The following is a 25,410-nucleotide window of genomic DNA, read 5'->3' on the forward strand; positions in this document are numbered from 1 at the left end:
AAAGTAGATGTTTTGTTAAAATTAAAAAAGTTTGAAAAACTAAACTTTTCTTAAAAAAATCATTTTTAAACTGACTAAAATACCTATATTTGCACCCGCTTAGATAACTATATCGGGGTGTAGCGTAGCCCGGTTATCGCGCCGAGTTTGGGACGCGGAGGTCGTCACGCTTGAGGCGTGACCACCCTAACAAAGGAAAAATGAATACTGTTTATATCCTTTTTAGTGAGAAACGTTCAAGATATTATGTGGGACAAACACAAAATATCAAATTAAGATTGGAAAGACATAACCAAGGCGTAGTTCCTTCAACAAAACAAGGAGCTCCTTGGAAATTGGTTTTGCAAATTGAAGTTAATTCGAGATCAGAAGCAATGATACTAGAGCGAAAGATTAAGAAGAGAGGTGCAAAACGATTTATAGATAACTATATCGGGGTGTAGCGTAGCCCGGTTATCGCGCCGCGTTTGGGACGCGGAGGTCGCAGGTTCGAATCCTGCCACCCCGACTTAAAGACTTTTCATTTTAATGGAAGGTCTTTTTTAGTTTACAACATTTACAGGGTTCCCTTCTAGATAACTTTTTAAATTATCGATAGTAGTTTGCATTAAACGCTGGCGTGCTTCTTTTGGCGCCCAGGCTATGTGTGGTGTGATGATACAGTTTTTTGCATTCAATAGCGGATTATTTGTCTTCATAGGTTCAGCTGAAATTACATCAAGGGCTGCACCAGCTAATGTATCATGGTTTAAGGCTTCAGCTAAGTCTATTTCATTCACTAAAGGACCTCGCGATGTATTGATAAGAAAAGCGCTATTCTTCATTTTATCAATGGAGCCTTTATTAATCATGCCATTTGTTTCTGAAGTTAAAGGGCTATGTAAACTCAAAAAGTCAGAATTATGCAATACATCATCTAAAGGCATGAATTTTAAATTAGCATTTTCAAACTCAGGATAAACAGTTCTATTGTAAACTAAAATATGCATACCAAAAGCTTCGGCAAGTTTTGCTGTGGCTCTACCTATTTTGCCAAAACCTATTATTCCAAGGGTTTTACCAGCCAATTCTATTAAGGGGTAATTCCAAAAGGAGAAGTCTTTACTTTTTATCCAATCACCCTGCTGTACTGCTTTATTATGAGCGCCTACATGATGGCATAGTTCCAAAATTAAAGCCATTGTGAATTGTGCTACCGATACAGAGCTGTAGTCTGGTACATTCGTTACTACTATGCCTTTTTGTCTTGTAGCTTCAATATCTACGACGTTATAGCCCGTAGCCAAAACACCAATATATTTTAATGCCTTGGATTTTGATAAAACAGTTTTGTTAAGAGGAGTTTTATTGGTGAACACTATTTCTGCATCTCCAATATTTTTAATAATGTTTTTGTCATCGTATGGTGTTCTGTCAAAAACTTTTAAATCTCCAAACTGGCTTATGCCTTTCCAGTTTAAATCGCCAGGGTTAAGCGTATGGCCATCTAAAACTACTATTTTCATGAATCAAATTTTGTTTATAAAGATACTATTTGAAATTAAGCATAGCGTTAGAAGATTACATTATTCCATTTTAATATAGTTTTCTGCAAAAAGAGGGCCTCTGAATTTATTTGAATTTGGCTATGCCTACCACGTTGAATTCCGATTTTATAGATTCATGTTTAATAAGAAGTCAATTAAAATATATACAAAACGCATTCTTGCAGTGATTTTATTTACCAGAAGACCAAGAGGTCTTAGAAGCTATAAAAACCAATTATTGAAAATGTTGTAGATATGTTTGGCTTAAATAATTAATCTACTCTAATATAGTTTTCAGCATAAATGTAGTTTCCTAAACTATCTACTATAATTTGAGAATATCTATCTTTTGTAACTTTAATATTAAAGATCCACTTATTACGTGTTTTTAATTGCTCGTTTACAGGTTTAGAACCATAATCTAATACTTCAGTTAAAATACCGTCTTTAAAAGTATAATCTCCTACTCCAAACCAATCTAGAGAATCCCAAGCTCGCAGTTTGCTCCACATGACCTTGCTTTTAGAAAACATTTTTCTTTGTTTTAACTTGCTGGAGGGTCTGATGGTGTCATAAGTTTCTCCACCATAATTTACATAACTATCTATTTCCCAGACTCCCTCTAGGGTGAGTTCCTTAGTTTCCTTTTGTTCTTCAACATTGATTTCTTTAGTGTTGTTTTTGCAGTTTACAACTGCAAGAAGAACTATCAACATTAGGCTTAGTTGTTTTTTCATGACGTATTTGTTTGTTTAGTTACTCTTAAATTTACAAAAAAAACTCACACAGCGCCTTGTTTTTAACAAGGGATTACTAAAAAGAAAATTAAGGCTGTTTTTCGCTAAGGTACTTCCAATAGCGCTTGGGAACATGCTGCACATGTAGTTTCGTGTTGACACGCTCTTCTATATTTGTGCTTTCAAAATAGTCTTTCCAAAGGGTTTCGTATGCTTTTTCGTCTAGGGTAAACCAGTCATTTTTTGAATTTTTTATATTGAAGTCAATGTGGATGATTTCGGTTTTATCCAAATTATAGAATAAGCCATACTTGCGCTTTAAATCATAAATAATCCATTTTTGATCCGCGTACCTTCGGGTAAAATGGTTATTGATAAGGGGTAGAACATTAAAATCTGGTTCAATATTCGCAAAATATATATTGTCTTTAGTTTGTTGAAATCTCACAAAAGCTTCCATTCTATGCTTCTCTCTTCCAACTTTTATTGCTGTTTTGGAGAGTAATAACACGTGAGGATTTCCATAATCTGAAATGATGTTTCGTTGTGTATCAAAAGCTAATTTTATCACTTTAAAAAGGATATCTTCAATACCGATTATTTCACTTAAAAAAGTGTAATATACAATCCTAATACCTTTAGATTTGAGTAATTTTTCAATACCACTCCAAACACGTTGAGCCTTTTTTTGATCTGAAATAATAACTTCTTTTTCACTGAAAAATTCACTTTGAAATTCGCTTTCTTTTTTAATTGAAGGCTTGTTAAGCTTTCTTTCGTAAATTTCAAAAACACAGGTTAAAAACCCATCAAAAGATCCATCGTATAGTAAATGTGTTGATTCCATTATGAGAAAAGAGTAAGCTGTCCTGTGAATGCTTTTTTGTATTTGCTATTAGAACTATTTACAATAATGTGTTTCAATTGTGAAGCCGAATAATCTTTAGTTTCAAAATATCTGGAATTGCAAGTGATGAAATATTTGGCCCTATTTAATTTCACACCAATGGATTTTAAGTGTTCCCAGTTTAAATTTCGAAATCGGCGAGCACTTAGTATTTTATTGACTGAGGTTATACCTAATCCAGGAACACGAGCTAGCATCATTTTATCTGCTTTATTAACGTCCAAGGGAAATTGATTTAAGTTTCGTAGTGCCCAAGACAATTTAGGGTCTATATCCAAGTCTAAATTTGGATGTTTTGAATTTAATATTTCCCGAACGTCAAAACCGTAAAAGCGCAATAACCAGTCGCTCTGATACAATCTGTTTTCGCGGAGTACAGGTACTTCAGTGCCTATCATTGGTAAGCGTTTGTCATGGCTCACAGGGATATATCCCGAATAGTACACACGTTTTAAATCAAATTTGTTGTACAAATAATTTGACGTGTACATAATTTGCATATCGCTTTCACCACTAGCACCAATAATCATTTGTGTACTCTGTCCCGCTGGTGCATATTTTGGTGTGCTTTTAATAATTTTCTTTTCAGATTTATATTGAATAATTTCATTTTTAACCTTTTTCATAGGTTTGATAAAGTCATCATGATTTTTATCTGGTGCTAGTTGCTTTAATCCCTCTTTTGTTGGGATTTCAATATTTACACTTAATCTATCAGCGTATAAACCTGCTTCTCGCATTAACTCGTCTGATGCTCCTGGGATGGATTTCAAATGGATATATCCATTAAAATTTTCTTCTAATCTTAGTTTTTTTGCTACTGCTACTAAGCGTTCCATGGTATAGTCGGCATTCTTAAAAATCCCTGAACTTAAAAAGAGCCCTTCAATGTAATTTCTTCTGTAAAAATTAATAGTTAAATCTGCGACCTCTTGCACCTTAAAGGCAGCTCGTTTAATGTCATTACTTTTTCTCGTTACACAATAGGCACAATCAAAAATGCAATGATTGGTAAGTAGAATTTTTAAAAGTGAAACACAGCGCCCATCTCTGGTATACGTATGGCAAATGCCCATTCCTGTGGAATTCCCTAAGCCTTTATTGGTATTGTTTCTATTGCTTCCACTTGAAGCGCATGATAAGTCATATTTTGCGGCATCAGCTAGTATATTGAGTTTTTCTCGAATGCGTTCGAAAGACATAGGTTAAATTAATTAAAAAAGATTGCTTGTAGATTTGGAAAACCTGAATACTCAAATATAAAAAAAATACCCCCGAAATATGTTAAAATTGGATGGACTTTTTATGATAAAACAAGTTTATTGCTTCATAAAGACTGTTAATAACTTATGTGTAAGGTTTGCCCCAAAAATTCTACTTTTGTTCTACTAAATTGATAAGATTATGGCAGAAGAGATAGAAAGATTAAAGTGTTTAATAATAGGCTCTGGACCTGCTGGTTATACAGCAGCAATATATGCAGCAAGGGCTAATATGAAACCCGTGTTATATCAAGGAGCACAACCTGGTGGGCAGTTGACAACAACTAACGAGGTTGAAAACTTCCCTGGTTATCCCGAAGGTGTTACCGGACCAGAAATGATGATGCAGTTACAGGCTCAAGCCGAAAGGTTTGAGACCGATGTGCGCAACGGGTGGATTACAAAAGTAGATTTTTCAGGTGATGTGCATAAAGTTTGGGTGAATGATGAAAAAGAAATTCATGCGGATACTATCATTATTTCAACAGGAGCATCAGCAAAGTATTTAGGTTTAGATTCTGAGCAGAAATATTTAAAATTAGGTGGTGGCGTTTCAGCATGTGCCGTTTGTGACGGATTCTTTTACAGAAATCAGGAAGTTGTGATTGTTGGGGCAGGAGATTCAGCCTGTGAAGAAGCACATTATTTATCCAAGCTTTGTAAAAAAGTGACCATGTTGGTAAGACGTGATGAGTTTAGAGCGTCTAAAATTATGGAAGCCCGTGTTAGGAACACAGAGAATATCGAAATACTGTTCAATACTGAAACCGATGAGGTTTTAGGAGATGGACAAGTGGTAACAGGTGTTCGTGTTTTTAACAACAAAACAGACGAAAAGCATGTGATTGATGCGACAGGTTTTTTCGTTGCTATTGGGCATAAGCCAAATACTGATATTTTTAAAGATTATTTAGATTTAGATGAAACGGGATACATCATCAATGTGCCTGGAACTTCTAAAACCAATGTTGAAGGTGTTTTTGTTTCTGGTGATGCGGCAGACCATGTATACAGACAAGCAGTAACCGCTGCAGGAACTGGTTGTATGGCAGCTTTGGATGCAGAACGCTATTTGGCAGCAAAAGATGCAACGTTCGAGGTGTCTACTTCAACATATAATTAAGAGAGATATAGTATGATAAAAAGCCAAAGTAATTTGCTTTGGCTTTTTGTTTTGCATTTATTTAAAAATATGTTTTCTTTGAAAACTGTTTAAAAACGGGATGTGGCGCAGTCCGGTTAGCGTACACGGCTGGGGGCCGTGTGGTCGCAGGTTCAAATCCTGTCATCCCGACTTAATAGAAGCTTTGGTTTTTGTAGAAAGTCTGCTTTCTTAAGAAAATCGAAGCTTTTATTTTTAAATAAAGCAAAGCTTTATTTGCAATGATTTTATAGGATTATCAAAATCCTGTCATCCTGTCATCAATTCAAAACCATTCATTTTTATGAGTGGTTTTTTTAGGTTTATTTTCTTGAGTAGATTAGCCATAACAAAACTAATCTATCGGTTTTGGAATGTATTCTTCTATTTAAATATCAAGCTTTTACACTAAATTATTTGGAATATTAAAAAATATCAATATATTTGGAAAACCAAATTGGTTAACCAGATTGGAAAACCAAATAAAACTATCTGAACTAAATAATTTTTAAAAGGCAAATTTGATTTTTGGATTTACCTTTAGAGAGCTTCTCAAGGAATAATGTTTAGGTTTGTTTGATTTAGCTGAGTAAGAAGGTCTTTATCTCACATAAAGACTTTCTTTTTATATTAACCATATTATTGAGTAATTGTATGAAAAGAATTTTCTTTCTTGTTTTCGCTTTCGCTTTAGTTTCATGTAGTAAAATATCAAAGAATTCTGAGGTTATAGTTACAAATTTTTCTGAATTGAAGATATCGATCGAAAATGCCAGACCTGGTGATATTATAACCATGGCTAATGGGGTATGGAAAGATATTCAAATTATATTCAATGCGGAAGGCACAGAGCAAGCACCTATTATCTTAAAAGCGGAATCTCCTGGAAAAGTTTTCATAGAAGGCGTTTCAAATTTGAAATTTGGAGGAAAGTATTTAGTGGTAGACGGTTTGCACTTTAGAAATGGATTCTCTCCAGATAAAGCGGTTGTTGATTTTAGAGTTAATGATAGTATTATAGCAAACCATTGTATATTCACTAACAGCGTAATTAAAGCTTTTAATAAGATGCAACGCGATGATGCCGACCATTGGATTCAGTTTTGGGGGAGACATAATACGCTGAGTAACTGCTACATCTCAGGAAAGACCAATAGGGGGCCAACTATTAGGGTTTTTTTAAAGGGAAATGAACATATTTACAACGAACATAAAATTTTAAATAATCATTTTGGACCAAGACCGCCGAAAGGAGGTGCTAGTGCGGAAACTATTCAAATAGGCGATAGTTCATCATCTATGTCGCCCAGTAGTACATTGGTAGCTAAAAATTTATTTGAAGAATGTAACGGTGAAGTTGAGATTATTTCTAGTAAAACCAATTTCAATGAGTTTAGAAATAATGTGTTTTATAAAAGCGAAGGGTCTCTGGTGACACGCCATGGTAATTACTCAGTTATAGATTCTAATTATTTTATTGGTGATGGTAAAAATGAAAATATAGGAGGTATTAGGATTATAAACACAGGTCATAAAGTTACCAACAACTATTTCTATAATCTTAAGGGAAAGAATTTTAGAAGTCCTTTGGCTGTAATGAATGGTATTCCAAAATCACCTTTAAATCGATATGGACAGGTAACCGATCTTGTATTGGCCTATAATACATATATAAACTGTGAGTCGCCATGGCAGTTTGGGGTTGGGGTTAACATCAATCAAAAAGAAGTTCTACCACTTTCAGAAATCCGCTCTGCTAGACCCAAAAGATGTATTGTGGCAAATAATCTGGTTTTTAATGAAATAGGTAACAAATCAATAGTAGTAGAACACGACAAAGTAGATGGTGTCATTTTTAAAAATAACGTAGTTAATAAACGCGGTGTTGATTTTAAGGATTATGCAGGTATTAAGCTTTTAGACTTCCAATTAAAGCAAGTAACAGAACATATTTATTTGCCATCATCGAGTATAGAGATAGAGCCTTTTATAGGTTTTGAATTTGAGAATATTACCAAAGACCTTTTTGGAAATTCAAGAACTTCAACAAATGGTATTGGGGCAGTAGTAAATCAAAATGCCAATGCCCCCGACATTTTAGATAAATCCAATTATGGTCCTAGTTGGTATTCTGACGAGGCTAAATTGAGAGAATCTAAGACAATAAATGTTACAACAAATGAAAATCTTCAAAATAAAATTGATGAAGCTAAAAATGGTGATATTCTAGTTTTAGAAGGAGGTTTATTTTCAATAAAAACATCTTTAAGCATTTCAAAGACTATTTATATCAAATCAAAAGAAGGTGAAAAAGCAATTTTGAATTATTCTGGTGAGAAAAATACGCCTATGTTCCAATTAAACCCAAATGGGGTTTTGAGTTTAGACGGTGTAGTTTTGAAGGGCAGTGGATCGCAATACGCTTTTTCTTCATTAAAAGAAAACATGTATTCTCATTTTGAACTAAAAGTGTTTAATTGTGAAATCAGTGATTTTTATTATGCTTTGAAAGTTTATAAGCAATCTTTTGCAGAACGAATTAGTTTTGAAAACACATCTATTTTAAACTGTGAAAATGGTCTGGAATTATCCGAAGAAACTAATGATAAAGGCGATTATAATACCGAATATTTAACTGTAAAGAATTGCTATTTCAATAATGTAGAACAAAATGTTATTGACTACTATCGCGGTGGTTACGACGAGTCTACTGTTGGAGGTAATCTGGTTTTAACTAATAGTGAATTCACAAATTGTGGGGTGAAAGAAAAAAATGGAATTCTTATAAATACGAGGGGAATAATAAATGTTAATATATCTGATAACATTTTCAAGAATAACCCTGTAAAACTTGTTGCACTACTTTGGGGGGCTAAAAATAATTTTCATAGAAACAACGAGATTTCCAATTCAGGAGATATAGTTGTAGAACAAAATTTGAAATTAAAGGTTATTTATTAGCTTATTTTGGTACTATCAAACTAAGGGAAGACACGCTTTTAAGAGTTGTATTTGAATACAGTATCTTAATAAAACTGGAACAATGGCACTATATACAAAGTCAGGAATATTATTTTTATTGATGTTATTAGCATTTTCTTGTGATGAAAGTGATAGTAGTAAAAAGAATTTGAAATTAGCTTCCGAACGCCCAAGCTTAATTCTAACTTCAAAGGGTGTTGCTAATATCAGAGCAAATCTAGGAAGCATTCCACTTTTTGATAAGGCTCTAAAGAAAACTAAAGCTGAGGTAGATGCTGAAATAGAAAATGGTATTGAAGTGCCCATTCCTAAAGACTATTCTGGAGGCTACACGCACGAACAGCACAAAAAAAACTTTTTCGTGATGCAAAAAGCAGGTGCCTTGTATCAAATATTGGATGACGGAAAATATGCCAAGTTTGTAAAAGATATGCTTATACAATATGCCAAAATGTACCCAACGTTACCTGTTCATCCCAAACCACGATCTTATGCTAGGGGGAAATTATTTTGGCAATGCTTAAACGATTCTAACTGGCTGGTTTACGCAAGTCAAGCTTATGACTGTATTTATGATTATTTATCTAGTGAAGAAAGAAACAAGCTTGAGACAGAATTGTTTAGGCCTTTTGCAGATTTTATTTCAAGGGGAAATCCTCAGTTTTTTAACCGTGTTCACAATCATAGTACATGGGGCAATGTTGCAGTGGGTATGATTGCTTTAGCAATGGATGATGATAGTTTGTTGCAACGTGCGCTTTACGGTTTAAAAGATGTAAAGATGGATGCAAACATGAAGGACAATGATGGTGGCTTTATAAACAAAGATGGGAAAATAGGTTTTTTTGCAAATCTTGATGAACCGTTTTCTCCAGATGGTTATTTTACCGAAGGGCCTTATTATCAACGATACGCTTCCTATCCTTTTTTAATCTTTGCTCAGGCATTAGAAAACAAAAAGCCAGAATTAAGAGTATTGCAATACAAAGATAGTGTGCTTTTAAAAAGTGTGACCGCCTTAATTAATCTTTCAGATGCTGATGGTGATTTCTTTTTGTTGAATGATGCGCAGAAAGGGATGTCATATTATTCCAGTGCTTTGGTTGCAGCTGTTGATATTGCCTACCATTTTGGAGGTAATAATCCTGAATTGTTAAGTATAGCGCAAAAGCAAGGAGAAGTAACATTGGATGACGCAGGTTTAGCAGTAGCTCTGGGCGTTAAAGAAGTTAAGGCAGAACCATTTATAAAGAAATCTATAGAACTATCTGACGGTCCGGAAGGCGATCAAGGCGCTGTTGGAATCATACGTAGTGGCGATTTGGAGTTGGTCTGTAAATATACCGCACATGGTTTAAGTCATGGGCATTATGATAAACTGTCATATTCATTATTTGATGAAGGCGATGAAGTGGTTCAAGATTATGGACTCGCTCGTTTTGTAAATATTGAACAAAAAGGAGGCGGTAATTATTTAAAGGAAAATAAAACTTGGGCGAAACAAACCATATCACATAATACCTTGGTTCAAAATGAAACCTCTCATTTTAAAGGGAAGTATGATATTGGCAGTATGCATCATTCACAGCAATATCTTTTTAGTTGTGAGGATGAAAACCTTCAAGTGGTAAGTGCAAAAGAAGGCAATGCTTATCCAGGAACTGAATTGCATCGTACTATGGTGGTGATTAAGGATAAGGCATTTGAGAATCCTTATGTGTTGGATATCATGAGAGTAACATCCGATAGCTTCAATCAATACGATTTACCATTTTATTATTTAGGGCACATTATGCAGACTAGTTTTGAATACTCAAAATTAGCTACTCCAGAAATTTTGGGAAGTAAAAATGGCTATCAACATTTGTATAAAGAAGCTGCAGCAACTACAGATGGAGTTAATATCAAATTAAATTGGTTGCTAAACAATAAGTTTTATACGTATTCTGCCGTAACATCTCCAAATGATGAGGTGATTCTTGCACGTATAGGGGCTAATGATCCTGAGTATAATTTAAGAAATGAACCAACTTTGATTCTTAGAAAAAAGAATGCCAAAGATGCTTTGTTTGTTTCTACTATAGAATCTCATGGTACTTATAGCCCAGTTTCTGAATCTGCAGTTAACGCTTACGGTAATATCAAAACTATTTCTGTATTCTATAACTCTAAGGAATACACAGCTGTTCAAATTGAAATGAAAGACGAAACAAAAAAGCTATTCATTATTTCAAATCAAAATAATGATAAGAATACAGAGCATGAATTAACAATAAACAATAAAGAGTATACCTGGAAAGGGCCTTATAAATTAATAGAAAACATATAATTATGAAACGATTCAGTGAAAAGTATATCATCACGAAAGACATGGAATGGGAAGAACTTGGTGGAGGTGTATCAAGAAAATTCTTAGGTTATGATAACCAAATCATGATGGTAAAAGTAAAATTTGAAAAAGGAGCATTAGGGTCTCCACATCAGCATTTCCACACGCAAGCTACCTACTGCGTCTCCGGTAAATTCGAATTTGAAATTGATGGCGTTAAGCAAATTGTAGAAGCTGGAGATGGCGTGTATATTGAACCTAATTTGTTGCACAGTGCAATTTGTTTGGAACAAGGCATGCTAATTGACACATTTAGTCCAGTAAGGGAAGATTTTTTAAGCGGGGGCGGAGTGTCTTATTTTGGAGACAAAAACTCATAAAAAAGATAATTGCTCATCACAATAAGTTAGGTTTTAGTCTAACTTGAAATTCAAAAAAGGGATGGAAAGAGTTATCAGTGTAATACTGGAGTTAAAAAACAAAATATCATGGGTTTATTGTTACTTAATGGTTATGGCTTTATCGTGTTCTAGTTCGCCAGATATTGTTGTAGAGCACCTAACAATGCAGATGCCTTCTCATGAGCAGGTTTTCAATGAATAATTGGTTTTTACAGGAAGAATTATAGGTTTAATTATGTGAAGACACCTTAAAAACAATGCAATTTAATCGATTATCTATTTCTTCTATATCATTACACTGCCTTTTTGTAAATACTGTAAATAGTTTAATCAGTTTTTACATCATAAAGTTCAAAATTAATTTGTTTTAACAAAAAAATTAGCATACATTTGGATAACCAATCTGGTTAACCAATTTTTTGAAGGATAAGTTAATCGAGGTTTCATTGATACTGATCTAAGTGCTAACTGTACAGAAAATAAATTATTCTTTAAAAATAGATTTATTTTATTTTTAAAATGGGTTTTTCAATAAGATGGAATCAATATAAGTTACCGAGTTTTTTTGATTAAATTTATCGATTAGGATAGATCAAATAGTTCAAGGAAGAAAATAGATGAAATTAGAATCATTAATAGTAAGTGATAGTCAAAAAGTACAAAACGGAATAATCTCAAAGATTAAAGAGTTAATAAATTATAAAAATCTCGAGCCTGGAGATAAATTACCTTCTGAGAGAATGTTATCTGAGAGATTTGGTGTAAGTAGAGGGAATGTTAGGGAAGCGATTCAAAAGCTAGAGTTCTATGGTCTACTAAAATCTATTCCTCAAAGCGGAACTTTTGTTGCCAATATTGGTGTTGTTGCAATGAACGGAATGATTGACGATATTTTAAGACTGGATTCACCTGATTTTAAATCTTTGGTTGAAACTAGAATTTTATTGGAGCTTAAAGCGGTAAAGTTGGCTTCTTTAAGGCGAACAGAAGAGTATTTAAAACATATAAAAGAAACACTTGATGCTTACGAGCAAAAAGTATTGTCTGGTGAGGATGCTGTACAGGAAGATTTACTTTTTCATTTGGCAATTGCCAAAGCAAGTGGGAATAGTACCTTGAATACTTTTATGTTAACCATTACACCGCAAATCATAATAGATTTCGGAAAGTATCATGTTTGTGATAAGAACCAAGCTGTTTTAGCTATTGAAGAACATAAGCAAATTTATCAGGCCATAAAAGCTCAAAACCCAGACTTAGCTAAACAAAAAATGAAGGAACATTTTAATGTACTTTATCAATATTGTTATAATAGTAAATCGGTATAAATTTAGTTGAAAAATAGATTATTAGCTTTTATTTTTTAGCTTAAAAACTTTTGGAAGGAAGGAACTATTCAAACTAAGGTTTCTTCAAAATCATATAATTGAAATATTACTAATGTACTTATTTACAGGATCATATGTGGTTCTGGAAGCATTGTATTGAAAAAACTGAAGCATTATGAAACTAAAAGGATTGAGATGGTGGATAATTGGGTTAATATTTTTAGCAACAGTCATCAACTATATTGATAGAAGTGCATTGTCAATCATGTGGGGAAATGAAAACCTCGAAGGTTCAATATCAAATTCATTGGGAATGGATAAGAACGATTATGGTTTAATACTAAATATTTTTATGGTGGCCTATGCTCTAGGGCAATTGTTTTCGGGAAAAATATTTGATAAAGTGGGGACCCGCATAGGATATGTCTTAAGTATAGGTATATGGAGTTTGTCAACACTATTACATGCAACGGTTAGAGGTTTTTATTCATTAGCGTTTTTTAGAACCACATTAGGCTTGTCTGAAGCTGGAAATTGGCCTGGTGCTGTAAAAAGTAATGCGGAATGGTTTCCAATAAAAGAACGGGCAATAGCCCAAGGATTGTTTAATGCAGGTGCTTCAATTGGTTCGGTGATAGCTCCACTTTTAATAGCTACATTGTTTGTAGCATATGGGTGGGAAATTACATTTGTTATCGTTGGCGCAATGGGGCTTTTATGGATAATACCTTGGCTTTTAATCAATAAATCAGGGCCAAAAAAGCATCCTTGGATTACAAGTACTGAGCAAGAATTTATACTGGCTGGACAAAGTGAGGCTGACCAAAATGCTACTGAGGAGACCAAGGGGAAAAGCCTAAAACAGATTTTGTCTTACAAAGAATCTTGGTCCATAGTTGTTAGCAGGTTTTTCCTTGAACCTATATGGTGGTTGTTCGTCGGCTGGATGCCTATATACTTATTTGATGTATATGGCTTTAACGTAAAGGAGGTTGGTATGTTTGCATGGGTACCCTATGTTGGAGCTGCCTTAGGAAGTATAATTGGAGGTTATGTTTCTGGGGCAATTATCTCTAAAACAGGTTCCATCGATAAAGGAAGAAAAACTACAATTCTAATTGGAGGCATTTTGATGGTGGCTGGTTTAGTAGCAACGGTACTATTTGGTGATACTGCTGAAAAGTTTGTGGGTATTGTATTTGTAGTGCTATTTGGTTTTCAGTTTGCCATCGGAAATGTGCAAACACTACCAAGTGATTTGTTTAGTGGGAAATCTGTAGGTTCATTAGCAGGCTTAGGAGGGATGATAGGAGTATTCTCCGTAATTATAATGAACTTTTTAGTTCCAATAGTAGTTGATAATTTTTCATATACACCAATATTTATTGCCATTGCAATATTTGTTCCTCTTGGTGTTGGCGCGATATATTTCTTTGCGAAAAACATTAAGTCAGTAGAGTAATAAAGTAATAAGAACAAGTAATAAAAATTAAAGAACATGAGTAATTTAAAAGATAGAGTAGCGGTAATTACTGGAGCTACCGGTGGAATTGGTTTTCAAGTAGCCAAAAGACTTGGAGAAGACGGTTATACAGTAGTTTTAAATGGTATTGATGATGATGCAGGAGCAGATAGAATTAAACAACTAACAGCAGCCGGAATTACAGCAGAATATTATGGGTTTGATGTTACAAATGAAGATGAGGTAAACTCAAACATCAATAAAATAGGCGAAAAGTATGGTAAGATAGATGTGCTTATCAATAACGCTGGTGGCTTAGGCGGAAGGTCTAGATTTGAAGATATGACCACCGAATTTTACAGGTTTGTTATGGCATTAAATTTAGATTCAACATTTTTTGCATCAAGAGCGGCTATACCTTTCCTTAAAAAAAGTGACAAGGCATCCATTATAAACTATACATCTATAGCAGGTTGGAATGCAGGGGGCCCAGGAGCGGGTATTTACGGCACATCAAAAGCAGCAGTACATGCTATTACTAGGGCTTTGGCGAAAGATCTTGCCGAATACGGGATTAGGGTTAATGCAGTATCTCCTGGTACAATTGATACAAAATTCCATGCTCAAATTAAATCTACCAAACCAGAAGTATTTGCTTCATGGAAAAATAATATTCTCCTAGGAAGGTTAGGGCAACCAGAAGAAGTAGCATCTGTTATTTCATTCTTGGTTAGCGATGATGCTGCATTCTTAACTGCCGAAACTATACAAGTTGGTGGCGGACAAGGTTTAGGGATTTAAAATGATGTAATGGTATATTCTTTTTCAAACCATCTTTTGCTGAACAGTTTCTCTTAGATGAAGTTTTAATAGAAAGCTACTTAAACCATATTTTAAGAAATAGCATTGTTGGATTTTAAAAAATTCATCACACTCAATATGGAAACAAAGAAAATTGTAACGTTTGGAGAAGTTATGATGAGGTTATCACCTCCAGGTTATGCCAAGTTTTCTCAGGCGACATCTTTGGATATTGACTATGGTGGAGGTGAAGCAAACGTTGCCATAGCATTGGCTTACATGGGGATGAAGGCGTGCCATGTCACACGGCTGCCAGATAATCTTGTTGGTAAATCAGCAACACAATACTTAAGGCAACATTGGATAGACACGGACCATATATTGTATGGCGATACCAGAATGGGTCTATATTTCTTAGAAAAGGGAGCTGTTCATCGTTCTAGTGAAGTTGTTTACGAAAGAGAAGACTCTGCATTTTCAAAAATAGAACCAGAGATGATTCATTGGGAAGATATTTTGGAGGGTGCAGATTGGTTTCATTGGACGGGAATTACGCCAGCAATTTCTAGAGGTGCCGCTAGGGCCTGTTTAAGGGCTATTCAAGTAGCAAATTTTATGGGAATTATGGTTTCTGGCAATATCCATTCACGAAAAAGTTTATGGAAATACGGTTTGTCAAAACAAGATATAATTCCTGATTTAGTTTCAGGTTCCAACGTAGTAATTGCCAGTACTTATGACATGTATAATATTTTTGGAATTGGAAAACCAGAAGCGGATTTTGAAACAAGTGCAAAAACCCTACAAGAAACATTCCCTTTAATACAAAAAGTTGTGGATAAGGACAGGGAAGTATTAAGTGCTTCTCATAACCGAATTAAGGGAAAAATGTGGAATGGCAGTGAATTGCTTACAACCCCGTTCTATGACGTTACACATGTTATAGATCGTGTAGGTACGGGAGATGCCTACGCAGCAGGATTGATTTATGGGTTGGTTAACCATAAAGAAGATGAAGTAGCATTAAAATTTGGAGCTGCTGCATGTGCATTGAAGCATACAGTTGAAGGGGATGCAAATATGGTCTCCAATCAAGAAGTAACAAGATTAGTAGAAGGTAACGGTTTAGGCGAAATTAAAAGGTAGAGAGCCACTTCAGCTCATGTTATAAAGATTAAATCTAATATGGTTCTACCTTTCTAAACTACTTTTTGAACTATTGTACAACCAACTTTGTACATTTTATCACCTTCATAAAGCTATCTTTAAGCATTAAATGAAATTGACAATTACTTACAAGGATGAAATATATTAGGCGTTATAATATTTTACAGTTTGTTTTAATCTTTTTTTGTAGTTGTTTAGTGGGGTGGTCTCAAGAACTTCCAAACATACTTCAAAGTAAATCAATAAGTGATAACAACTATTTACCAGATTTCAGTTATGCGGGTTATCATAATGGGGAAAAAGAAATCCCAGAATTCATAGGTACTATTATAGATGCATCAAATTATGGAGTGGTAGCTAATGACGGTTTAGATGATACAAAGGCTTTAAAAAAAGCCATTGAAGAATCTAATAATATCAAAGGCAAAGTAACTTTGCAATTGCCAAAAGGCAGATTGATTTTAAGTGATATTTTATATTTACAGCGGAGTAACTTTGTTTTGCGAGGAACTGGAACTGGCGCAGGAGGAACTGAAATATATTGTCCAAGGCCTTTGATGTATGCAAAAGACCCTGAAGTTTTACAGGAATTAAGAGAGTATCTGATAAAATTTGATAAGCGTCAAGTTGAAGAAGAGCATAATATAGACTTACCGTTTTCCCAATATGCATGGTCTGGAGGTTTTATATGGACTAAAGTGCCAAAAGTTAGGGTAAAATCTTATTTGCCAAAATATGAACTACCTTATGATGTTCTCGCCAAAGTGTCTATGGGAAAACGTGGAGCGTTAAATTTTCAAGTTTCTGATGCTAAGAACTTAAAAATTGGAGATATAGTTGAACTACAGCTTTTTAATAAATTAGGAGAGCATGCCGAAATAATTAATGCTCTTTATAAAAAACAAGATGTAAAAGTAGGCTCTCATCATTGGAATTTTCCGGATTTACCATTGGTAAAACAACAGGTTGTTATTACCAATATAATTGGCAATAAGGTATTTATTAATAGTCCATTAACTATTGATGTACTGCCAAGTTATAAAGCGCAATTAGTGGTATGGAAGCATCTTGAGGAAGTAGGTATAGAACATTTAAGAATTTCTTTTCCTAAATCCCCAAGAATTGCACATCATGTGGAGCAAGGTTATAACGGTATTTATTTAACACGTGTTTTTAATAGTTGGGTGAAAAATGTAGTAATCGATAATGCCGATAGTGGAATTTTAAGCGAAGAAATAGCCAATGTGTCTATTGTAGATATCACAACTACAGGAGAGAATATCGCTCATTATACTGTTGCTATGTCTGGCACTTATAACGTATTAGGAGAGGGTATAAAAGTATATAACAAAGCTGTACACCCTTTAAGCTTTAATACGTTATCTACCAAGAGTGTTTATTTGGATTGTGAGGTGTTTGCAGATCCTATTTTGGATCAGCACTCGGGAGCAAATCACCAAAATTTATTTGACAATATTACAGTCCATTTAACACCTCTCCAAGATGGAAGTTATCCACTTTTTGAAGGAGGAGGAGCAGGCTATTGGAAACCTTCTCATGGCGCTTACAGCGTATTTTGGAATATACAGGCTAAACTAATTGAGGGACTTGATTCTAAAGAACCTGTACTTTTAAATGGTATGAAAGATGGCCCTTTTGCTAGAGTGATAGGTGTTAACGGCAATCATAGCTTTAGGGTTGAATATGAACCTATGGCACATATAGAGTTTATAAATACATCTATGGACTACATACCTTCACTCTATGAATATCAGCTGAAAAAAAGGTTAAATAGTAATTGATTTATCAATTTTCTCTTCAATCTTAATTATATTTACGAGATACACAAACAGAATGTATTTAATGTTTAGGCATCTTGTTTTTTTATTGTTTTTTAGCATTTATTCTACGAGTTTTCCCCAAACTTCGCCATCATTTAGTTTTTCACATTTAACCACACTTGATGGGTTATCGCAAAGCACTGTTATAGCAATACATCAAGATAGAATCGGACAAATATGGATTGGTACCCGTGATGGTTTAAATAAATATGATGGTACTAAATTCACTATCTATAGAAATGTAGAAGGTAACCCCAAATCTATAAGTAATAATGATATCCTATCTATCGAAGAAGATAGGGAAGGGTTTTTGTGGATAGGCACATATAATGGGTTAAATAAGTACAACCCAAAAACCGATGAGTTTGAAAGATTATTTCATAATGAAAAAAAAACGTCGTTGGTTGACAATACTATTTGGACGATACGAACACTTTCAACTGGTGAAATTTGGGCTGGTACTTCAGGAGGTCTATCAATTTACAATAACAAAACAAATACATTTACCACCTTCTTAGATACAGCCTCCCGACCTATTGAAAAGCAAGTGATTTCAATTTTAGAAAGTTCAGACGGAAATATATTTGTAGGAACAGGAGCTGGTGTTTACAAAGTTTCTGGCTCTCAGGAATCTAGAAATTTCAAACTTATAGAAGGTACCGAGAAGCTGTATGTCCAAGATTTACAAGAAGATAGCAACGGCGATATTCTAATAGCCACAAGAAGCAAAAGTGTATTGAAATATGATAGGAATCAGCAGACTATAGTGCCGTATTTAAAAGTGGATACAAAAGATTTAAATAGTAATAACGTAAGACAATTGCTTTTTGATGATAAAATGAATCTTTGGGTGGGTACCTATAACGGTTTAAAAATTGTAGATAAAAATATGTCTGTAACAACCATAAAGGCAGATGTTGATAAAACAAACGCATTGAGTAAAAATTCAGTAAAATGTTTATTCAAAGATGGAAAAGGGTCTATTTGGGTTGGAACGTATTATGGAGGGGTTAATATTTGGGATGAAACAAATGTGAATTTTAAAAAGATTACTCAAAATCGAAAAGGTAAGGGATTAAACTATTCCGTAGTAAGTTCAATAGAAAAATTCGAAGATCGTTTCTTTTTCGGCACTGAGGGTGGTGGTGTAAACATATGGGATAAAAACCAGAATACATATCAATATCTCACTAGAAGTAATTCCAAATTATCAGATGATAATATAAAAGCATTGCATGTTGAAGGAGATAAGCTTTGGATTGGAACTTTTAAGAGTGGTTTGAATATCTATAGTCTAAAATTAAAACGATTCATTAATGAATCATTACCATCCACATTAATGCAGCTTACGGAGAATACTGGCGTTTATGCTATTGTAACGGATGTGTCAAGTAATATTTGGATAGGTACTTTTGGTAAGGGTTTGTTTAAATTTAATTTGAAGTCAAAGGACTTTCAGAAATATGCCAATTTAGGAGAAGGTGCTTCATTATCTAGTAATTTAGTCAGAACAATCTGTGCAGATTTGAACAACAATATTTGGGTGGGTACCGAAAAGGGCCTAAATAAAATTGATGATCAAGGGCACATATCTACTTATTTTTATGATAAGAACTTACAATACGGTGACGATATTCCATGTGTTTACGAAGATCGTTCCAAAAACTTATGGGTAGGCACAAAATCTAAAGGGCTCTTTAAATATGATGGTACTGCTTTTAGCCCAATAAGCCTAAGACCGGGAGAAATTAAAATTTCAACCGTACATAGTATCCTCGAAGGAGAAGACAATCATTTATGGATAAGCACTAACCAAGGCTTAATTGAATATGATTATAAACAAAAAACTACGCAAATATATAACCAAACAGATGGGTTGATAACCAATGAATTTAATAATAACTCCAGTTTCAGAACAGATGATTCACAACTTTATTTTGGCGGACCTCTTGGTGTGTCTTATTTCAATCCGAAAACACTAACTAAAAACACATACGCCCCCCAAGTAATATTAACCGATTTTACGGTCAGGGAAAATGATGTAAGCCCTAACAGTTCTGGTACGGTTTTGGAAAATGCAATGCCTTATACAAAATCGGTAAACTTATCTCACAGCCAAGGTAACTTTAGTATTTCATTTTCTATACCAAATTTTATCAACTCGAGTAATAACAAATATAGATATAGACTTAAAGGTTTAGAAAAAGACTGGAATTTAACAACTAGCAATACCGCATCATACACAATTCAAAATCCGGGTAACTATACATTTGAGGTAAAAGGTGCGAACAACGATAATGTATGGAATATCGATACAACTTCGTTGGATATCTACGTTGCGCCAGCACCCTGGAGAACGTGGTGGGCATTTACTTTATATGGTCTATTAATTTTTGGAGCACTTTATTTTCTTTTGAACATTTTAAAATCTCGAACAAAATTAAAAAACGATTTACAATTAGAGCATCTTGAAACCGAAAGAACAAAAGAGATTAATAAAACCAAATTAGACTTTTTCACCAATATTTCACATGAGTTTAGAACACCATTAGCCTTAATTTTAGGACCTCTTAAGCAAATTATAGAAGACTATCAAGGAAGCAGTAAAATGTATAAAAAACTCTTGGTTATAGAAAACAACGCTAGCCATTTATTACAGCTTATTAATAGGTTGATGGATTTTAGAAAATTTGAAAGCCATCTTTACAAATTAGAAGCGGCAGAGGGAAATATCGTCAAGTTTTTAAAGGAAATTTTCTTGTCGTTCACTGAGAATGCAGAAAACGAAGATTATAATTTTGAATTTATATGTGATGAAGAGGAGATTCTGGTGTATTATGACCGGTATAAGTTAGAACGTGTATTTTTTAACTTAATATCAAATGCCTTTAGATATACACCAAGCGGTGGAGATATCACGGTTAGGGTTAAAAAATCTACCGAGAATGTGACCATAAGTGTTGAAGACTCTGGGGTTGGGATAGCAAAAGAATATCAAGACAAAATATTTGAACGCTTTTTTGAGGTCGCAGTAAATAATAAACCAGATAGAGATTATAATAAAGGTACAGGTATAGGTTTGTCCATAGCGAAAAGTATTGTTGAATTGCATAAAGGCAGAATAGTAGTATGTGAAAATGTTAAGAATGGAGGGTCTATATTTTCTGTAATCTTGAGAATAGGTAATGCGCATCTTGAAGCTTCTGAAATTTTGAAGAACTTTAAGTTTAGTGATGATGTTTCACAGTATGTAAATCAAATAAAAGATGTGACGCCAGCAATTCATGATGAGCTTGAATTGACTGCTGATTCCCAGAAATCCACTATTTTATTAGTAGAGGACAATAAACAATTAAGAAAGTTTATTCGAGACTTGTTGATATCAAACTATAATATCATCGAGGCAGAAAACGGAAAAGTAGCCCTAAAGAAGGCCAAGAATAAATTACCAGACTTGATAGTTAGTGATGTTATCATGCCTGAGATGACTGGGACTGAATTGTGTTCTGCGCTAAAAGGCGGGTTAAAAACAAGTCATATTCCTGTGATACTATTAACTTCTAGGTCGTCCTTAATTTATAAGGTAGATGGGTTAGAGCATGGAGCTGACGATTATATTAGCAAACCTTTTGATATAAATGAGTTTAAGCTTAGGATAAAAAACTTACTTAAAGCAAGGGAAACATTACAACAAAAGTTTGCGTCTAATGATAGACTAGAACCAAATGATATTTTGCTGTCTTCCTATGACGAAACACTGTATAAAAAAGCGTTACAGATTGTTAACGAAAATATAGGTAATGAAGATTTTGATATTACTTTTTTCTGTTCAGAATTAGGGGTGAGTAGAACCATGTTATTCACGAAAATAAAGGCATGGTCTAATTTTACACCCAACGAGTTCATTGTACATTTTAGGATGAAACGCGCTGCCCAACTTTTGGAGCAAGGAAAAGTTAATATATCCCAAGTAAGCTATAAGGTTGGGTATAAGGATCCAAAGTATTTTAGTAAATCTTTTCAAAAGAAATTTGGGGAGACACCTTCAAAATATGCTGAAAAATTCTCTGAATAAACAAAAACCCCTGTATTTTAAATATTTAAAAATCAGGTAATTGTATTATTTTACTCCTTCTTTTGTACTTCTACAATATTTTATTTTTCTAATTTTATTATAATGAAAAATGCGAACTTTAAAACTAGATACGTCGAGATTATTCTAATGCTAGTGATAGTCGTATTCAGTTTGGTAATTATTTATTTTACGTGATTAATAACAATACACATTTTTTGAATAAGTAATTTTTAACTTTTTATTATGAAGTTAAAAATATTTGATTATATTTGGTGAACCAAATTGGTTTACCAGTCTGGTTCACCAAAAAATAATATTAACGACATTGAAAATATTAAACTATACGATATCCATTTCCAATTTAATGGATACGCATGGTTTGATAACCATTTAAACTAAGATTAACTTAAAATTAAACTAATGAAGAAAACTAAGCAAGTGAAAAACGCATTTTTGCTGTTATTGAGTTTATGTTTTGTCTTTAGCGCGGCTGCGCAGGAGAAAACGGTACAGGGAACTGTAACATCCCAGTCGGATGGATCAGCATTACCGGGAGTAAATGTGATTGTTAAAGGTACTACAACTGGAACGTCAACTGATTTTGATGGAAATTATACCATTGAGGTTAATGGAGATGTAATTCTGGTTTTTAGCTACGTAGGATATACCACACGTGAAGTTAGAGTTGGTAGTTCTAGTAGATTAGACGTACAACTTGAAGAGGATTTAGCTGCTCTAGATGAAGTAGTAGTTGTAGGTTACGGTTCTCGTAGAAAAAGTGATGTAACCGGAGCTGTATCTTCTGTAAAATCTGAAGAATTAAATGCTTTCCCAGTACTGGATGCAGCACAAGCACTTCAGGGTCGTGCAGCAGGTGTAGTTGTACAATCTAATAACGGTGGCGAACCAGGAGCACCTATTAATATTCAAATTAGGGGTAATACTTCTATTAATGCTAGTAGCTCCCCTCTTATCGTTGTAGACGGTTTTGTAGGAGCTACATTTCCTCAACCAAACGATATTGAATCTATCGAGGTTCTAAAAGATGCATCTGCAACAGCTATTTACGGTTCTCGAGGATCAAATGGGGTTGTATTGGTAACAACTAAAAAAGGTAGAAGTGGTGCATTAACTATTGAACTTAATTCTAATTATTCTGTTCAAAATACGGCTAATGAGTTAGATTTATTGAATGCGGATCAATTTGCGACGTATCAACAAGCAATAAATTCTAGTTACGTTCAAGGGCCGGCTAATACTGATTGGCAAGATTTGTTATACAGAACCGGTAGTACACAAAACCATCAGGCTTCATTTTCTGGAGGAACTGATAAAATCAATTTTTATGCATCTGCCAATTACTTTAAGCAAGATGGTATTCTGATTAATTCTGAATTTGAGCGATTTACTTTTTTATCTAATATAGATGCACAAGTAACCGATAAATTAAAATTGGGTGTAAACGTATTTGGAAGTAGAGGTGCAGAAAATGGTGTTCCTACTCAATCTACAGGTGAAACAGCCAATGGTGGTGGTGATGACGTAGTTAGTGGTGCTTTCAGGTTTGCTCCTGACTTAGGCGTATTGGATGATAATGGTTTAAATACGGTTAACGGCGTTGGTGATGATATCGATAATCCTTTTGCAGTTGCAACTGAAGGTGTAAATGAAACCAAAACGGATGTTTACAGGGCTAACCTATATGCGAATTACGATATTTTAGAAAATTTAGCGTTTAAAACAACATTTGGTTTCAGTACAACTAATGAAACTTTCGGACTTTTCAGACCTTCTACACTTATAACAACTGCTGGTGGAAACGTTGGTGGAAGAGCTATAGTGGAAAACTTTAAAAGAACAAATTTAATTAGTGAGAATTATTTAACCTATACAGCTAATATCGATAAAGGAAAATTAACTGTATTAGCAGGGTATTCTTACCAAAAAAATTCAAGAGAAAACTTTGCGACAGGGGCGCAAGGCTTTACTTCTAATTCGTTTTCTTATTTTAACTTATCAGGAGGTTCGGTACAGTTAATACCAACATCTTCGTTGGTTGAATCTGAAATTCAATCTCAATTCGGTAGAGTAAATTTCGATTATGATGACAAATATTTAGTTACGGCTACCGTAAGACGTGATGGTGCATCAAACTTTGCTGCAAATGAGAAATATGCAATTTTCCCATCTGCGGCTGTAGGTTGGAAAATTTCGAACGAGGATTTTCTGAAAGACCATGATAAAATTTCAAATTTAAAGTTAAGAGCTAGTTACGGTGTAACAGGTAATCAAGCAATTTCTCCATATCAATCTTTGGCACGCTTTAATAATATTTATGCAGTTACAAACGGACAAACCGTTAGTGCAGTAACTCCAGATCAAGCTGCTAATCCAGATTTAAAATGGGAATCATCTTACCAAACAAACATAGGTTTAGACTTAGGCTTATTTAGTAATAAAGTGTCGTTATCTGTAGATTACTATAATATAGATACAAAAGACCTTATTATTAACGACTCTAGCCAACCTGAATATTTTGGATTTTTAACACCTGCTAGTTTGAGAAATGTTGGTGAGGTTAATAATAAAGGTTTCGAAATCAATTTGAATACCAGAAACATTAGTAATGAGAATTTCACATGGACAACAGATTTTAACTGGTCTACCAACAAGAATGAATTAGTTACATTATTAGACGGCGAAGACATATTTCTTGATGCTTCTCCAGGATATTTTAATATAGATCGAACACACGTTTTAAGAGAAGGCGAATCTGTAGGTACATTTTGGGGCTACGAATACCAAGGTGTATACCAAGGCGGTGCTTTACCTGCCGGAACAGCGCTTTTACCAGGAGGTGAAGCGGGTGATCAGTTATTTACAGATGTAGATGGTAGTGGTGATATTTCTCCTGCTGATCAACAAATAATAGGAGATCCAATACCAGATTTCACCTACGGTATTACTAACAATTTCACTTATAAAAACTTTGATTTAAACATCTTTTTTCAAGGTGTAAAAGGTGGTGATATTATGAATCTTACAGCTGTACAGTTGTTTAACGGAGATTCAAATGCAACCACGGATATATTAAATTCTTGGACGCCATCAAATACAGGCTCAAATATTCCTCGAGCAAAACTTAGAGGAAAAGAAATAACGTCTCGTTTTGTAGAGGATGGTAGTTATCTAAGGTTGAAAAATATTGCGCTTGGGTATACATTACCAAGTGATATTACTGAAAAACTGGGAATGCAACGTGTTAGAGTATCAGTGAGTGGACAGAATTTAATTACCATTACTGATTACTCTGGATTAGACCCTGAGGTAAGCTATTTTGGCTCAGGAGGAGGAAACAGTGCAGATAATAATACTACAAATGGTTTTGATTTTGGAAACTACCCAACTTTGAAATCAGTTAATTTTAGTGTAAATTTAAGATTCTAAAAAA

The 25,410-nt window shown here is 34.1% G+C and carries 16 protein-coding genes and 2 tRNA genes; 14 read left to right on the forward strand and 4 right to left on the reverse strand.

Annotated features, from left to right (window positions below; translation table 11 throughout):
- Positions 1–200 precede the first annotated feature (200 nt).
- Positions 201–443 carry a GIY-YIG nuclease family protein gene (locus tag EYD45_RS09045; protein WP_130964221.1) on the forward strand — a complete coding sequence of 81 codons (243 nt, stop codon included), beginning with the start codon at positions 201–203 and terminating at the stop codon, positions 441–443.
- Positions 434–508: transfer RNA gene (locus EYD45_RS09050), tRNA-Pro, on the forward strand. The genes EYD45_RS09045 and EYD45_RS09050 overlap by 10 nt, the downstream gene beginning before the upstream one ends.
- A 34-nt stretch (positions 509–542) precedes the next feature.
- Here EYD45_RS09050 and EYD45_RS09055 read toward each other — a convergent pair.
- The 4 genes from EYD45_RS09055 to EYD45_RS09070 all read right to left on the reverse strand — a co-directional run bounded on the left by EYD45_RS09055 (position 543) and on the right by EYD45_RS09070 (position 4,372).
- The gene (locus EYD45_RS09055) at positions 543–1,505 is read right to left on the reverse strand and encodes a D-2-hydroxyacid dehydrogenase (RefSeq protein WP_130964222.1); all 963 of its coding nucleotides are present in this window, start codon (positions 1,503–1,505) and stop codon (positions 543–545) included.
- A 293-nt stretch (positions 1,506–1,798) separates the two neighbouring features.
- A complete protein-coding gene (locus EYD45_RS09060; protein WP_130964223.1) occupies positions 1,799–2,242 on the reverse strand; it encodes a hypothetical protein in 444 nt (147 codons plus the stop codon).
- A 109-nt stretch (positions 2,243–2,351) separates the two neighbouring features.
- Positions 2,352–3,110 (reverse strand): TIGR03915 family putative DNA repair protein, encoded by a 759-nt coding sequence (locus EYD45_RS09065; RefSeq protein ID WP_130964224.1) that lies wholly within the window; start codon positions 3,108–3,110, stop codon positions 2,352–2,354.
- Entirely contained in the window at positions 3,110–4,372 is a 1,263-nt protein-coding gene (locus tag EYD45_RS09070; RefSeq protein ID WP_130964225.1) for a putative DNA modification/repair radical SAM protein, read from the reverse strand. Before EYD45_RS09070 ends, EYD45_RS09065 begins: the two co-directional genes overlap by 1 nt.
- 202 nt (positions 4,373–4,574) lie before the next feature.
- Between EYD45_RS09070 and trxB the strand changes: the two genes are divergently transcribed.
- The 12 genes from trxB to EYD45_RS09130 all read left to right on the forward strand — a co-directional run bounded on the left by trxB (position 4,575) and on the right by EYD45_RS09130 (position 25,406).
- Positions 4,575–5,555 carry a thioredoxin-disulfide reductase gene (gene trxB, locus EYD45_RS09075; protein WP_130964226.1) on the forward strand — a complete coding sequence of 327 codons (981 nt, stop codon included), beginning with the start codon at positions 4,575–4,577 and terminating at the stop codon, positions 5,553–5,555.
- 96 nt (positions 5,556–5,651) lie between these two features.
- Positions 5,652–5,726 (forward strand) — tRNA-Pro (locus tag EYD45_RS09080).
- A 501-nt stretch (positions 5,727–6,227) separates the two neighbouring features.
- Positions 6,228–8,534, forward strand: coding sequence for a chondroitinase-B domain-containing protein (locus EYD45_RS09085; RefSeq protein WP_130964227.1), 2,307 nt, complete (start codon positions 6,228–6,230; stop codon positions 8,532–8,534).
- Positions 8,535–8,616: 82 nt separating this feature from the next.
- Positions 8,617–10,884 carry a heparinase II/III domain-containing protein gene (locus tag EYD45_RS09090; protein WP_130964228.1) on the forward strand — a complete coding sequence of 756 codons (2,268 nt, stop codon included), beginning with the start codon at positions 8,617–8,619 and terminating at the stop codon, positions 10,882–10,884.
- A 2-nt stretch (positions 10,885–10,886) separates the two neighbouring features.
- On the forward strand, positions 10,887–11,264 hold the full coding sequence (locus tag EYD45_RS09095) for a cupin domain-containing protein (RefSeq protein WP_130964229.1): 378 nt from the start codon (positions 10,887–10,889) through the stop codon (positions 11,262–11,264).
- Between the two features lie 638 nt (positions 11,265–11,902).
- Positions 11,903–12,613, forward strand: coding sequence for a FadR/GntR family transcriptional regulator (locus EYD45_RS09100; protein ID WP_130964230.1), 711 nt, complete (start codon positions 11,903–11,905; stop codon positions 12,611–12,613).
- Between the two features lie 175 nt (positions 12,614–12,788).
- Positions 12,789–14,075 (forward strand): MFS transporter, encoded by a 1,287-nt coding sequence (locus EYD45_RS09105; RefSeq protein WP_130964231.1) that lies wholly within the window; start codon positions 12,789–12,791, stop codon positions 14,073–14,075.
- 36 nt (positions 14,076–14,111) lie between these two features.
- Positions 14,112–14,876, forward strand: coding sequence for an SDR family NAD(P)-dependent oxidoreductase (locus EYD45_RS09110; RefSeq protein WP_130964232.1), 765 nt, complete (start codon positions 14,112–14,114; stop codon positions 14,874–14,876).
- 138 nt (positions 14,877–15,014) lie between these two features.
- On the forward strand, positions 15,015–16,022 hold the full coding sequence (locus tag EYD45_RS09115; protein WP_130964233.1) for a sugar kinase: 1,008 nt from the start codon (positions 15,015–15,017) through the stop codon (positions 16,020–16,022).
- 155 nt (positions 16,023–16,177) lie between these two features.
- Positions 16,178–17,845: a hypothetical protein gene (locus EYD45_RS09120; RefSeq protein ID WP_130964234.1), complete on the forward strand. Its 1,668-nt coding sequence runs from the start codon at positions 16,178–16,180 to the stop codon at positions 17,843–17,845.
- 61 nt (positions 17,846–17,906) lie between these two features.
- Entirely contained in the window at positions 17,907–21,959 is a 4,053-nt protein-coding gene (locus tag EYD45_RS09125) for a hybrid sensor histidine kinase/response regulator transcription factor (RefSeq protein ID WP_130964235.1), read from the forward strand.
- 420 nt (positions 21,960–22,379) lie between these two features.
- Positions 22,380–25,406, forward strand: coding sequence for a SusC/RagA family TonB-linked outer membrane protein (locus EYD45_RS09130; protein ID WP_130964236.1), 3,027 nt, complete (start codon positions 22,380–22,382; stop codon positions 25,404–25,406).
- Positions 25,407–25,410: the final 4 nt, after the last annotated feature.

The sequence above is a fragment of the Hyunsoonleella flava genome, assembly GCF_004310325.1.
Lineage (GTDB): Bacteria > Bacteroidota > Bacteroidia > Flavobacteriales > Flavobacteriaceae > Jejuia > Jejuia flava.

Bases quoted from the DNA above. Each gene is read 5' to 3' on its own strand.
- EYD45_RS09045 (WP_130964221.1), top strand. From the start codon at position 201: ATGAATACTGTTTATATCCTTTTTAGTGAGAAACGTTCAAGATATTAT.
- EYD45_RS09070 (WP_130964225.1), bottom strand. From the start codon at position 4,372: ATGTCTTTCGAACGCATTCGAGAAAAACTCAATATACTAGCTGATGCC.
- EYD45_RS09090 (WP_130964228.1), top strand. From the start codon at position 8,617: ATGGCACTATATACAAAGTCAGGAATATTATTTTTATTGATGTTATTA.
- EYD45_RS09100 (WP_130964230.1), top strand. From the start codon at position 11,903: ATGAAATTAGAATCATTAATAGTAAGTGATAGTCAAAAAGTACAAAAC.
- EYD45_RS09105 (WP_130964231.1), top strand. From the start codon at position 12,789: ATGAAACTAAAAGGATTGAGATGGTGGATAATTGGGTTAATATTTTTA.
- EYD45_RS09120 (WP_130964234.1), top strand. From the start codon at position 16,178: ATGAAATATATTAGGCGTTATAATATTTTACAGTTTGTTTTAATCTTT.
- EYD45_RS09130 (WP_130964236.1), top strand. From the start codon at position 22,380: ATGAAGAAAACTAAGCAAGTGAAAAACGCATTTTTGCTGTTATTGAGT.
- EYD45_RS09125 (WP_130964235.1), top strand. From the start codon at position 17,907: ATGTTTAGGCATCTTGTTTTTTTATTGTTTTTTAGCATTTATTCTACG.
- trxB (WP_130964226.1), top strand. From the start codon at position 4,575: ATGGCAGAAGAGATAGAAAGATTAAAGTGTTTAATAATAGGCTCTGGA.
- EYD45_RS09110 (WP_130964232.1), top strand. From the start codon at position 14,112: ATGAGTAATTTAAAAGATAGAGTAGCGGTAATTACTGGAGCTACCGGT.
- EYD45_RS09065 (WP_130964224.1), bottom strand. From the start codon at position 3,110: ATGGAATCAACACATTTACTATACGATGGATCTTTTGATGGGTTTTTA.
- EYD45_RS09085 (WP_130964227.1), top strand. From the start codon at position 6,228: ATGAAAAGAATTTTCTTTCTTGTTTTCGCTTTCGCTTTAGTTTCATGT.
- EYD45_RS09055 (WP_130964222.1), bottom strand. From the start codon at position 1,505: ATGAAAATAGTAGTTTTAGATGGCCATACGCTTAACCCTGGCGATTTA.
- EYD45_RS09115 (WP_130964233.1), top strand. From the start codon at position 15,015: ATGGAAACAAAGAAAATTGTAACGTTTGGAGAAGTTATGATGAGGTTA.
- EYD45_RS09095 (WP_130964229.1), top strand. From the start codon at position 10,887: ATGAAACGATTCAGTGAAAAGTATATCATCACGAAAGACATGGAATGG.
- EYD45_RS09060 (WP_130964223.1), bottom strand. From the start codon at position 2,242: ATGTTGATAGTTCTTCTTGCAGTTGTAAACTGCAAAAACAACACTAAA.